Raw genomic sequence first — 12,046 nt, 5'->3', positions numbered from 1 at the left:
ACGCTAGGCGGAGTATGCAACGTTATTATAAAAGTTCACAACGTTCTTAAGGAAGCATGCAACGCTTCTATAAAGGTAATCAACGCTAGGCGGAGTATGCAACGTTATTATAAAAGTTCACAACGTTCTTAAGGAAGCATGCAACGCTTCTGTAAAAGTAATCAACGCTAGGCGGAGTATGCAACGCAATTATAAAAGTTCACAACGTTCTTAAGGAAGAATGCAACGTTTCTGCAAAAGTAATCAATGCCTTCCGGAGTATGCAACGTTATAATAAAAGTTCATAACGTTTACAAGAAAGCATGCAACATTTCTATAAAAGTAATCAACGCTAGGCGAATAATGCAACGCCAAAAGAAATCAAGAAAAAAGCAGTTTGCCCTCCATCATCAATCAATGATAGAAGTCAAGCTGCTCTTAATATTATTTCCTGTCCGTCTCCGGATGTGTGCCTCGCAAGGCGTTTTCACGACGTTTATTTTTCGCTTTAATCGCCTCTAGTTCTTTTCCTTCTGCAAACTCCGCCGCGAATTCCGCGGATTCCATATTACGAATTGTTTTTTCCACTCTCTCTTCATGATCCGCCTCAGTGTCATTGGGTCTTGGGAAATTTTTTGGCATATGTTGACCTCCGTTTTGTTATATTTGACTTCATCTCGTAATATGCCCAAAATTGTGGTAATTATCGATGTTGAAATTATACTAAATATCGATGACATGAATTTAACAAGAAAGGATTTCCTATGGAACAATTCCCCGAAAATGAAAAACAAACGATTGCGATTGAAAAGCAGCAAATTATTGAACAAGCCCATAAGTTAAGAGAGAAATTGCTAAAAGCGATTGAAAAAGGAGATGTTGGAGCGACAAAACAATATGTGGCGGATGTGGATCGCCTAATTGGAGATGACTCTATGGATTTACTAAAAAGAAATCCTGGAAATAAACTCCGTTCTTACAAAAATTTCCTTCTTTCCCACAATACACTTTACGGATATTTTGCTGAAAAAGGCGGTTTAAGTGCGGTACAAGCCCATTATATGACGGAGAAGTATGCGATTTTAATTGAACATAGCGATGCGATTTCACGTCTCGAGCAAATCCATTTGGATATGTTAAATTATTATTCCAATCCAATAAATCGATTTCAATATAATGAGAAGAACTCACTTGTTTTGAAAACAGAGAACTTTATCGAGATGAATTTTACGGAAGAAATTCCAATTGAACAAATAGCTAGGCAATTATTTGTTCATCCGTCCCATTTGATGCGGACATTTAAGCAGGAAAAAGGCGTCACAATTAGCCACTTTAGAAATCGGAGGAGAATAAAGGAAGCGAAGCAACTGCTCGTATATTCTCGACTTCCAATTACCGGAATTGCCCATATGGTAGGTTTTACAAGTTCACAATATTTTTCAAGAGTTTTTAAGGAAGAAGTAGGAATTACGCCTAATCAATATAGAAGAAAGTCATAGAAGGTCGTTTTGTTCATGTGAAAATGAGCAAAATGACTTTTTGGGTGCGAAGTGCAATTTTAGTGTAAAAAGACGTTATATTATTGCAACTATTTTAGGATAGAAAATTATATAATCGTTGTATTAATAAAGTTCTTACAAAACTTACTAACAAATGTAAGCGCTTTTGTTTATCGGGAAATATGAAAATAGGAGGCGTTTTTGGTGGAAATGAATCCAATTCTTAAGAAAATGGGATATTCAAAAGAAGATAAAGTTGTCGTAGTCCATGCGGATGATGTTGGCATTACGCAATCATCAATCGATGCGTATCTTGAACTGCTTGATTTTGGTACGATTTCGTCGGGTTCTACGATGGTTCCCTGTCCGTGGTTTCCTGAGGTTGCAAAGGTGTTTAGAAATCATCCTCAAATAGATCTTGGTCTTCATTTGACTTTAAACTGTGAATACGAGACCTATCGTTGGCGTCCAGTTTCAACCCTTGACCCTTCATCTGGAATCATAGATGAAAATGGTTATTTTAAGCAGGATAAACATGAAGTGATGAAAACTGGTCTTCCAGAATATGTGGCGACTGAAATAGAGGCTCAATTAACCGTTGCCCGAAATATGGGCGTATCGCCAACACATGTAGATTCCCATTCTGGCACACTTTGGAATCCTAAGTTTATCGATGCTTATCTTGATTTTTATAAAAAACATCAAGTGCTTCCTGTCGTATTTAATTTACCTGGAATGGCTGATTCACTCGCGGACAGCATGAAGACATTATTTAATGTACCGGAAGAAAAAATCAATCGTTTTGCCGCACAAGGTTTGCCAGTTGTGGATGCAATCGCTGGTCTGCCCGTCGAACATACATATGGGAGAAATGACCGTTTGCAATTGGCCAAATCGATTTTAAAGCAATTACCCAAAGGAAAATTGACGCATTTTGCTTTCCATCCAATGAAGGATACACCTGAATCACGTGGATTAAAGCGTTATTCAGAAGGTCGAATTGGGGATTATGAGGTATTTATGCAAAATGAATTGAAAGATTTCTTGGTGAATAATGGCATACAACTCATTGGTTATAAAGATTTGATGAAATATGTAAGTTTGCCATAAAGAAATAAGGGCGAGTAGTAAGGGTATCATATTGCACTACTTGCTCGTCATCTGCTTAATTTTTTAAATTAATGAAAACGCATTCACTCTATTTTACTTATGAACATACGAATTATTGGAGGAAATAATATGAAAACAAGAAAGTTTGGCATCCGGGATCAAATTGGTTATATGCTCGGAGACATTGGTGGTAGTTTTGTTAATTTGTATATAGGTTCTTTTTTCTTAATATTTGCGACATACGTATTGGGCGTTAGTCCTTATTTCATGGGGACGTTGTTTTTAGTCGCTCGTATATTCGATGCTGTGACGGATGTTATCATGGGGACGATTCCAGACCGTTGGCAAATTGGGAAAAGTGGGGATAAATTTTTACCTTATATAAATATTTCGAAATGGTTGTTAGCTGCTTCTTTATTATTAGCATTCGCTGATGTGTCCAGTTTCTCAACAACAGCTATTCACATATGGGTCGTTGCTGTCTATTTGTTTTTCGGTGTTGCCTACACAGCAGACTCTATTCCTTATGGGTCGTTGGCTGCTGTAATTACGCAAGATCCCATTGAAAGAACGAAATTATCTCGCGCGCGTGCCATTGGCGGTATGATTGTCGGAATCGGTGCATTATCCTTTGTTCCCATGTTTATTTACGATGATGCAGGAAATGTGATTTCAAGTGGTTTCTTTAAGGTTGCCATCGTTTTTAGTATTCTTTCGTTATTGTCCTATACAGGACTTGTAAGATTGACGACAGAACGTATTCGAGATAAACACTCAAATGGTCAAAAGTCAGAATATAGATTTACAGACGCTTTAAAAGCTGCAATGAAAAATAGACCTTTAATTGGAATGATGATTGCTTCAGTAGGTTCGTTAATTATGATTAACGGTGTGAACCAATTAGCCGCAATTGTTTTTGCAGAATACTATGGAATGCCAAGTGCTTTTGCAATTAACTCAATTTTCATGATTGCCATTACAGCTATTTTATTCATTACGGTTCCTAAACTTGTTGAGAAGTTTGGAAAACGGCTGTTAATTATAGCAACAGCTGGATTTAGTTTAATTGCATCGACGCTCATCACGATGATTGCCATAGAAAATGTGTATGTTTTTATCGTGTTATATAATCTTGCTACCATTGGCTCAATCGTATTCATCATGATTGTTTGGGCGCTTGTCACAGATTGCTTGGATTATACGGAATTGAAAACAGGGAAACGTTATGATGGAACGCTATATTCCATCTATTCTTTCTCAAGAAAAGTAGGAATGGGGATTGGCGCGGCGCTAGGTAGTTATTCACTTGGATGGGTCGGCTTTGTTTCCGGCGCTAAATCTCAATCCGCAGAAGTCGCTGCAGGTGTGTTGAAAATGTATACAGGGATGCCAATTATCACGTTCGTATTAATTTTAATAGGAATAGGATTAATTTTTAATTTAAATGACACAAAGACAAAAGCTATGTACGAGACTTTGGAAGAGAGAAGAGCATAATAAATATCGGAGTAAAAAAGGGAAGCCAATCGGTAATTGAACTGAACCCTTATTTACGGACAGTTTAATAAAAAGGACTTTTTACAGTCTAGGCTGCAATTAGGTGACTTCGGTATTGTGCCGGAGTCATCTTTTTTAACGTCCATTGTTTGCGCGTCGTATTATAATGCTCCAAGTATTCGTCTATCATTTCCCTTAATTCACGTAAATTACATGCTTCCTCATAATCTACTTCATCTTTAAAATGCCCAAAGAAAGACTCCATTGGTGCGTTATCTAAACAGTTTCCTCGACGTGACATCGACTGAAGTAAGCCTATTTTCTTAACGCGTCCTTGATACTCTGGATGTGTATAATGGACACCTTGATCTGAATGGATCATTGCTTCTGGGTGAATATTTCCGTCTAATGTCTCTTCTAATTTATCTAATGTGCGATAAACCAATCCCATTTTCAAGCTAGTCGAAAGTTCATAAGCGACGATTTCCCTGGTTGCTACATCTTTGATACAAGATAAATAAGCTGTTTGACCATTACGGTACTGTAAATAAGTAATATCAGTTAAATATACTTTTCCGGGCTCATCTTGATTGAATGCTCGATTCAAATGGTTAGGAACCGTACGATGTGCCTGTGTTGCTTTCGCAATATATTTATATGGGTTTGCTCGACGCACTTTCGCAAAGAAATTATACTTTCTCATTAAGCGGAGAATCTTTTTGTGATTCATCGGTGTCACCACTAGTTCTTCCAATGCCATGTAAAGTCCTCGATACCCAATTTTCCCTTTGAATGCATCATAAATGCATCTTAGTAATAAATAATCTTGATAATCTTGCTCTTCACGAATCGCATGTTTCTCCGAATTTTGAAGCCAGGCATAGTATCCACTTCTACTTACACCTGTTAAAGCACAAAGGTAACGCGTCATATTCTTTAGTTGATATTTCCGAATGACCTCGTTAATCAATGCGTATTTTTCGCGGGGTGCTAAAATTACTTCTTCACCTGCCTTTCGAGTTCCTCTAGCTTTTTTAGTAATTCTAATTCAGCTTCTAAATACTTTATACGGGCTTCAGCTTTTTCTAATTTCTTCTCAGATGATATATCTTTTGTGGAAGGGCGACCTGTGCCGCCTTTCCCCCGACGCTCTTCTAAAAAACCTTGTTCCCCCAATGTTTTATAAGTGTTTTTCCAACGACTTATTGCCGATTGGGCTTTTTTAGCTCCAATCACATCCAAGTTAAATCCATTCTCCATGAAAATCTGAGTCGGTCCCTTACCGTTCATATTTTTTTTGACGGCACGTATTTTAAATTCCGCATTATATTGAATGGCACGATCTGATACAGAGGCGACATTTGGATTTGATTCTAGTTGCTTTCTTTGAATTTCGTTGAAAATTATTTTACTCATTCGAAAATCTCCCGTTCTAAGTATTTTTTTTAGTATAACGGGTTTTTAAAACAGAAAAAACCCCGAATAGGTCACTTTTTTTAAAGTGTCCACTATTCGGGGTTCAGTTCAAATACACGAATTGGCTTCTTTTTGAATAATGCAATCTACTGGCTCATTTACCTATTATTTTGTTTCGTGTGTATTTCACCTTCTTTACGACTAATTTTTTCATGGTCATATTTTTCAGTTGCAGCTTCAACACCTAAACGTCCTACTTCCTGGACACTCATTCTTGAATGATACTTTTTACTTCGTTTATCAACTGCCACTATTGATTCCTCCTCTAATGAAAATGATATTGTTTTATTTTTTTCATCGTTAGGCACGTTGCTAGCGGTTTCAAAATCCTCCTTAATTCTCGTTATTTCGCACGTGTATTTTGTCTTCCCGGCTTCGAAAAATATAAACCTTTTTATCTGATAAATTAGTATTCTGTCATGTGCTAGTTTCTAATTCATTCACTTGCTAGATTTGGCTTGCATAAGCTAGTTTAATTAAGCATTTTAGTAATTATCACGCTGAAAAAAGGAGAATCAAGCATGATGAAATCCCACTTCAGAAAACTGATTGAAATGAAAGAAGGGACAAAATTCCCTTCTTTAACATATAAAAAAGTTATCCTCGAACCGGCTTACAATGGTGCGAAGGAAAATTTTGTCGATTATATGATGCAAATTAATATTGCGCACTTAATGATGCTGGAGGAGCAAGGATTGGTGACTCAATTAGAAGCGCAGAAAATTGGGAAAGCGATTACTGAAATCGATAAAGAATTTTATAAAAAGAGCTCGTATGATGGCACTTATGAAGATTTATTTTTTAGGATAGAACATGAATTAATTGAAAAGGCGGGGGATATTGCAGGGAATTTACATATTGCAAGAAGCCGAAATGATATGGGGATTGCGATATATCGGATGACGATTCGGAAAAAATTACTGATGATGATGGAGAGGCTTTTAACATTCCAACGCGTTTTACACTTTTTGGCAAATGAACATCTAGACACGATCATGATTGGGTATACACATACCCAACAAGCGCAACCGACAACATTTGCACATTATGTAAAAGGATTAATGGATCAATTGGAGCGAGATACGAAAAGGCTTCAAGCGGCTTTTGAGACAGTCAATCGTAGTAGTATGGGCGCAGCTGCATTGACGACTTCAGGTTTTGAAGTAAATCGCGACAGAATGTGTGCATTATTAGCGTTTGACGATGTAATAGAAAATGCTTGGGATAGTGTGGCGAGCGCTGATTATTTAATGGAAGTTGCCACTGCCATCCAAGTGGCAAGTTTAAATTTAGGGCGGTCGATTCAAGATTTTCTAACTTGGGTCACGCACGAATACAATGCCATTCAAATCGCGGACCCTTACGTGCAAGTGAGTTCGATTATGCCGCAAAAGAGAAATCCAGTTGCACTCGAACATAGTCGGGCTTTATTGTCAGCAATTGTAGGTGACACGAATACAGTGTTGACAATGATTCATAATACGCCTTTTGGTGATATCAATGATACAGAAGATGATTTACAGCCTTATCTATGGCAATCGATTGATAAACTAGCCGATATTTATGAACTACTAACAGCCGTATTTGCAACAATGAAGGTCAATAAAGTAGTGCTAGAAAAACGTGCGAGGGATAGTTTTGCGAATGTAACGGAATTGGCAGATACGTTAGTTCGTGTGGAGAAACTATCCTTTCGGCAAGCGCATCATCTTGTGAGCACTAGTATTCAAAAAATAACACCGGATCAAAAGCTTTCCGACCTCACATACGAAATCCTACAGGAAGAATTTATTCGATTGGTGAAGCGGCCTCTTAAATTGAGCAGAAAGCAATTTGAAGAGGCAGTATGTCCGCGTAATTTTATTCAAGTGAGGAAAATTAAGGGAGGTCCGGCCCCAGGAACGATGATAGCTTCCCTTAATGCATTTGAAGGAAGATTTGAGAAGACGAAGCATTGGATAAAGTGCAAGCAAGAGAAGATCGAGGAGCAGGAAGGTTATTTAGATAGTTATTGTGAAAATTGGCTTGAATAAAAGCAAAAAGCGACTTTTAACGATGAAAGTCGCTTTTTGCTGATTTTAATTATACTTGACAGGCACATGGTTAAAAGCATCATCACTTATTCCGGCATCTACTACTTGTTTTGCGTATTGTTGGGCAGAAAAGAGTGAGTGGTCGCGATAATTTCCGCATTCCAGAGCGGAGACAGCTGGAATATGTTCAGTCGTGACGACTTTTTGAAGTACTTTTGTTAATGCGATTGCAATGTCTTTTGGCGCGTGCTCATTCCAAATAATCATATAAAATCCTGTTCTGCAACCCATTGGCGAAATGTCGATAATTCCAGTTAATTCGTCGCGCATATAGGTCGCGAGCAAATGCTCCAGTGTATGAACTGCTGAAGTAGGCAATGCATCTTCGTTCGGCTGCAGTAATCGTAAATCATATTTTTGAAGCAAGCCCCCATTTTCATGCTGTTCCGATCCCGATAATCGCACGTAAGGTGCTCTCACTTTCGTATGATCAAGTAAAAAGCTTTCAACTTCTGCCAAACAATCACCCTTTCTAATGGTTGACTATTAAATTATGCAAGTTGCACGCGGAGAAGAATAAAAATGAACAACTGTCAGGGGATAAGCCCTGACAGTTGGTTTGCTAAGAGCGGGGAAATGGGTTCGAAGTACTTAAAGCCGTAACGAGGCTAATAAGCGGGATAGCCCTTTTAAAATAATTGCTATTGCGAATAAAACGATCACAATAACAAGAATGATTATTCCCACCAAGAGAAGTGTCGAAACGCCAGCAATTAAACCAGGGACAAAGTAAATTAATCCCAGTAGAACAACTGCGGCCAAAATTCCAGCTAGATAAAGAGAAACACTGCTACTACAAATTTTGCTCATCCTATACACCTCCTTTTTATACTGTATGTCCATCCCCTTCAAGCAGTGTCAAGGCAATTATCACCTGAATAAGCAGCACATATGGAAATGGAAATGTAGTGGCGTGTAAAAGAACGAGTCTCATTCAGTCTAAAGTTGTACAACAATACCATTCTCCGGCCCATGGTGAAAGGAGCGAATGGAACGTATACTATAGACAAGAGAGAGGGGATTAAAAGATGCGCAATAAAGTATTGGTCGTTGGCATTATCGTTGGATTGTTATTTCTGTTTTTTGGAACCCGCTACGTCGTTAATCAAGTGAGTGGGTTTACGTTTAATCAACCGGTAGTCATTGAAGAGGAAATGATCATCAAAGAACCCTATGAAAAAATCGATTTGCTGACAACAAATGCAAAAGTGGAATTGGTTCCAACGCAAGCTGAAGAAACAACGATAACTTACGGAGGTAAGAAGAAATTTGGCGTTCATTTTAAAGCGAATGTAAAAGGGGACACTTTATCCATTCAATTGAAAGAAAAGTGGTTCAATTTCTTGAACTTTTCTATGAGAGGTATGGTTTTAACGGTGCATGTGCCGGAAAGAACCTATGAGGAGATTAAGGTTGTAACGGATAATGGTCTAATAGAAGCGAGTCATTTACATGCAAAAATGATTGAGTTGGAGACGGATAACGGTCTAGTAAAACTGGGAAATAGTGAGGGGGACGTTGTGAAACTTCAAGCTGACAATGGACAAATCTCCATTTCCGATGTCAGTGCGAATATCGTTGCGCGAACAGATAACGGACGTATTACGTTTGAAGCGGATACCATTACGCACGATGTTGATTTGCGCACAGATAATGGTGCAATTTATGTGAAATTAAGCGATAAACCGACGAATGCTAGAATTAACGCAGAAACTGATAATGGTATGGTGACTATTTTCGGTACAAAAGAAAGGACCGTTACTTTTGGAGAAGGAAAATATTTGATGAAACTGCAAACTGATAATGGAAGAATTGTAGTGGAGGAGTGATTGCCTTGTGGGTAATCACTTTTTTCATTTGATTCTTCTCAGAATAAAAAACCCTCCAAAACTTGTGTTTGGAAGGGAATGAGATTATTTTCTGTTCATTTCGCTCGGTACCGCGTTAATTCTTTTACCGGAGTCTAGTGCGGAGATTTTATCCATATCGGTCGAATTTAACTCGAAATCGAATACGTCCAAGTTTTCCGCCATGCGTGATGGTGTCACTGTTTTCGGGATGACGATTGTGTCCGTTTGCAGATGCCAACGCAAAATGACTTGTGCTGGTGTTTTACCGTATTGTTTTGCAATTTCTTGGATTGTCGTATTTTCTAAAACATCTTTCCCATTCATAAGCGGACTATAAGCTTCCACGTGAATTCCGTGTTGTTGGCAAAATGCCTTTAGTTCGGTTTGTTGCAAATATGGGTGGCATTCGATTTGATTAATAGCTGGAACAATTTCACATTCATCGATAATTCGTTGTAAATGTTCAATATCAAAGTTACAAACGCCAATTGCCTTTGCACGACCTTCTTTGTAAATCTTTTCCATTGCTTTGTAAGATTCTACGTATGTATCATACATCGGTGTAGGCCAATGAATTAAATATAAATCGACGTAATCTAAACCAAGTTTTTCCAAACTTTCATCAAATGCTTGTAAAGTCTGTTCATAACCTTGATCACTATTCCAAAGTTTTGTCGTAATGAATAACTCTTCGCGTGGAATAGCACTTTTTGCAATCGCTTTTCCAACGCCGACTTCATTGCCATAAATTTTTGCCGTGTCAATCAGTCTGTATCCGGTTTGAATGGCTTCGTCTACTGTACTTATAGCTTCTTCGTCAGATACTTTCCAAACGCCGAATCCAAGTTGTGGAATTGTCATTCCGTTATTAAGTGTTTTTGTATACATTGAATCCACCCTTTCTTTGTCTTAATTTAGTTTATCACAGGGTCGAAAAAAATAGAATATTAAGAGATATAACTGTATTTTATTTCTCGGGAAATATTTTGTGAAAGGAGTATTAATAAAGGCATATTTTAGGAACTGATGTTGGTAGAACTTTAAGTGAAAGCGCATTAAATAGTTTGCAAACTATAGCACTCATTTCCATATTCTGTAAGTGACGATGCTGTGAATCGTATGTCGACTAACTGAATAATCTCTTGCTAGTCGGCGTAAAGAAGCGCCACGTTCATTGCTATATCTATCGCGAATTTCTTTTACATCTTCCGCGGTTAAGTGAGAACGACTCATTGTTGATTTGGGCACAAGGGGATGATTGGTTTTGTAATTTCCGCCTTTACCCAATAATGTATTTTTTATCTTTTCTTTCGTCTTGTCAGAATGAATTTGACCTTTTCTTGCGATTGCTATGTTTTGTTTATGTTCATTTGAAAGGGTCCTTCCTTTCATCGCTAGGCTAATCTTTTTATTTTTCGTTAATTTATCCACGAAAATTAGCAATCCTCCCTCATATGAAAATTGAAGTTATCATGTTGTCTGTTCATGCTCTTCTGTCTAAGGATAGCTAGGATATTGTCCGGATTATGAATGTTACTTATCGTTCGCAATATCAACCTTTTAATAAGATGAAAAAATCTCATCGGCAATTATAGTTTTGGGCTTGTCTTAAGGGCCCATCACATTACTCTCATTAGTTTTTCGTTGTTAATTTTTCTGTCTATTTTTTATATCGGCATTAATTCTGTATTTTTAATAGATATATCCTGAAAAATTCGAAAAATAATCCTTCATTCTAGTTATATTTAACCATTCAAGAATAATTGATTACTGTTTATACCATACTATAGAGACTTGGATAAAGAAGAAGGGACGATTGTTGGATGGATGTTACCAAAGCGATATCGCAAATTGCTTTTTGGGAAATGACGTTCAGAGCTGTCGTTACATTTATAACATTGCTTATACTTACCCGGCTTATGGGAAAGAAGCAGTTAAGTCAGCTCTCTTACTTTCATTATATTAACGGAATCACGATTGGTTCGATTGCGGGTGAGATTAGTGTGCAGGAGAAGACACATTTTATAAACGGCTATATCGCACTCTTCTGGTGGTCTGTTTTAACGATCTTGATGAGTTTCATCCTATTAAAATGGAAAAAGGCTCGAAAAATTCTTGATGATGAACCGACAGTGATAATCCGTGAAGGGAAAATATTGGAACGTTCGTTAAAGTCGTTGAGATTGCATATGGATGATGTGATGATGTTGTTACGGGAGCAAAGTATTTTTTCGATTCAAGATGTGGATTGGGCGATTCTAGAGAATAATGGAGAACTTAGTGTATTGAAGAAAACTCAACTACTTGAAGCGACAAGAGAAGATGTAAAAGCCGCAGCAACTCAACCGAAGTATTTTCCGACAGATATCATATCCGATGGCAAGTTGCTTCATCAAAATCTGAAGGAACTTGATTTAACAGAGGATTGGGTTATGAAGAAATTAAGGAAGAAAAACATTTTGAATGTTGAGGATGTCTTTTACGCACAAATTCAAACGGATGGTTCATTATTTATTGATGAGCGAGGTAATGATAACTAAAT

At 37.6% G+C, this 12,046-nt stretch carries 13 protein-coding genes; 6 read left to right on the top strand and 7 right to left on the bottom strand.

The window, feature by feature from the left end; all coding sequences use genetic code 11:
• Positions 1 to 423: 423 nt before the first annotated feature.
• Entirely contained in the window at positions 424 to 621 is a 198-nt protein-coding gene (locus BI350_RS14735; RefSeq protein ID WP_075528834.1) for a hypothetical protein, read from the bottom strand.
• Between the two features lie 122 nt (positions 622 to 743).
• Between BI350_RS14735 and BI350_RS14730 the strand changes: the two genes are divergently transcribed.
• The 3 genes from BI350_RS14730 to BI350_RS14720 all read left to right on the top strand — a co-directional run bounded on the left by BI350_RS14730 (position 744) and on the right by BI350_RS14720 (position 4,085).
• Entirely contained in the window at positions 744 to 1,478 is a 735-nt protein-coding gene (locus tag BI350_RS14730) for an AraC family transcriptional regulator (RefSeq protein WP_075528833.1), read from the top strand.
• A gap of 210 nt (positions 1,479 to 1,688) precedes the next feature.
• Positions 1,689 to 2,588 (top strand): polysaccharide deacetylase family protein, encoded by a 900-nt coding sequence (locus tag BI350_RS14725; RefSeq protein WP_245698353.1) that lies wholly within the window; start codon positions 1,689 to 1,691, stop codon positions 2,586 to 2,588.
• Between the two features lie 129 nt (positions 2,589 to 2,717).
• Positions 2,718 to 4,085, top strand: coding sequence for an MFS transporter (locus tag BI350_RS14720; protein WP_082295105.1), 1,368 nt, complete (start codon positions 2,718 to 2,720; stop codon positions 4,083 to 4,085).
• 88 nt (positions 4,086 to 4,173) lie between these two features.
• On the opposite strand, the gene BI350_RS16760 is transcribed toward BI350_RS14720, so the two are convergent.
• Positions 4,174 to 5,501, bottom strand: a protein-coding gene (locus BI350_RS16760) for an IS3 family transposase (RefSeq protein ID WP_155767450.1) whose coding sequence is annotated in 2 segments (ribosomal slippage) — positions 4,174 to 5,123 and positions 5,123 to 5,501 — 1,329 coding nt in all. Because the reading frame shifts where the segments join, the coding sequence is not laid out codon by codon here.
• A 158-nt stretch (positions 5,502 to 5,659) separates the two neighbouring features.
• A complete protein-coding gene (locus BI350_RS16975) occupies positions 5,660 to 5,812 on the bottom strand; it encodes a hypothetical protein (protein ID WP_155767544.1) in 153 nt (50 codons plus the stop codon).
• A 270-nt stretch (positions 5,813 to 6,082) separates the two neighbouring features.
• Here BI350_RS16975 and argH point away from each other — a divergent pair, with 270 nt between their 5' ends.
• Positions 6,083 to 7,594, top strand: coding sequence for an argininosuccinate lyase (gene argH / locus BI350_RS14705; protein WP_075528830.1), 1,512 nt, complete (start codon positions 6,083 to 6,085; stop codon positions 7,592 to 7,594).
• A gap of 45 nt (positions 7,595 to 7,639) precedes the next feature.
• Here the strand turns inward: argH and BI350_RS14700 are convergent, their stop codons facing one another.
• Both BI350_RS14700 and BI350_RS14695 read right to left on the bottom strand, forming a co-directional pair.
• Positions 7,640 to 8,113 (bottom strand): S-ribosylhomocysteine lyase, encoded by a 474-nt coding sequence (locus tag BI350_RS14700; protein WP_075528829.1) that lies wholly within the window; start codon positions 8,111 to 8,113, stop codon positions 7,640 to 7,642.
• 132 nt (positions 8,114 to 8,245) lie between these two features.
• On the bottom strand, positions 8,246 to 8,464 hold the full coding sequence (locus tag BI350_RS14695; protein ID WP_075528828.1) for a hypothetical protein: 219 nt from the start codon (positions 8,462 to 8,464) through the stop codon (positions 8,246 to 8,248).
• A gap of 218 nt (positions 8,465 to 8,682) precedes the next feature.
• On the opposite strand from BI350_RS14695, the gene BI350_RS14690 reads away from it, so the two are divergent.
• Positions 8,683 to 9,483: a DUF4097 family beta strand repeat-containing protein gene (locus tag BI350_RS14690; RefSeq protein WP_075528827.1), complete on the top strand. Its 801-nt coding sequence runs from the start codon at positions 8,683 to 8,685 to the stop codon at positions 9,481 to 9,483.
• A gap of 84 nt (positions 9,484 to 9,567) precedes the next feature.
• Here the strand turns inward: BI350_RS14690 and BI350_RS14685 are convergent, their stop codons facing one another.
• Positions 9,568 to 10,392, bottom strand: coding sequence for an aldo/keto reductase (locus BI350_RS14685; RefSeq protein ID WP_075528826.1), 825 nt, complete (start codon positions 10,390 to 10,392; stop codon positions 9,568 to 9,570).
• 192 nt (positions 10,393 to 10,584) lie between these two features.
• Positions 10,585 to 10,935, bottom strand: coding sequence for a helix-turn-helix domain-containing protein (locus BI350_RS14680; protein ID WP_075528825.1), 351 nt, complete (start codon positions 10,933 to 10,935; stop codon positions 10,585 to 10,587).
• A gap of 392 nt (positions 10,936 to 11,327) precedes the next feature.
• Between BI350_RS14680 and BI350_RS14675 the strand changes: the two genes are divergently transcribed.
• Positions 11,328 to 12,044: a YetF domain-containing protein gene (locus tag BI350_RS14675; RefSeq protein WP_075528824.1), complete on the top strand. Its 717-nt coding sequence runs from the start codon at positions 11,328 to 11,330 to the stop codon at positions 12,042 to 12,044.
• Positions 12,045 to 12,046 lie beyond the last annotated feature (2 nt).

The organism is Sporosarcina ureilytica, assembly GCF_001753205.1.
Classification (GTDB): domain Bacteria; phylum Bacillota; class Bacilli; order Bacillales_A; family Planococcaceae; genus Sporosarcina; species Sporosarcina ureilytica.
This window is presented reverse-complemented; position numbering and strand designations above follow the sequence as displayed.

Bases quoted from the DNA above. Each gene is read 5' to 3' on its own strand.
- BI350_RS14735 (WP_075528834.1), bottom strand. From the start codon at position 621: ATGCCAAAAAATTTCCCAAGACCCAATGACACTGAGGCGGATCATGAA.
- BI350_RS14730 (WP_075528833.1), top strand. From the start codon at position 744: ATGGAACAATTCCCCGAAAATGAAAAACAAACGATTGCGATTGAAAAG.
- BI350_RS14725 (WP_245698353.1), top strand. From the start codon at position 1,689: ATGAATCCAATTCTTAAGAAAATGGGATATTCAAAAGAAGATAAAGTT.
- BI350_RS14720 (WP_082295105.1), top strand. From the start codon at position 2,718: ATGAAAACAAGAAAGTTTGGCATCCGGGATCAAATTGGTTATATGCTC.
- argH (WP_075528830.1), top strand. From the start codon at position 6,083: ATGATGAAATCCCACTTCAGAAAACTGATTGAAATGAAAGAAGGGACA.
- BI350_RS14695 (WP_075528828.1), bottom strand. From the start codon at position 8,464: ATGAGCAAAATTTGTAGTAGCAGTGTTTCTCTTTATCTAGCTGGAATT.
- BI350_RS14690 (WP_075528827.1), top strand. From the start codon at position 8,683: ATGCGCAATAAAGTATTGGTCGTTGGCATTATCGTTGGATTGTTATTT.
- BI350_RS14685 (WP_075528826.1), bottom strand. From the start codon at position 10,392: ATGTATACAAAAACACTTAATAACGGAATGACAATTCCACAACTTGGA.
- BI350_RS14675 (WP_075528824.1), top strand. From the start codon at position 11,328: ATGGATGTTACCAAAGCGATATCGCAAATTGCTTTTTGGGAAATGACG.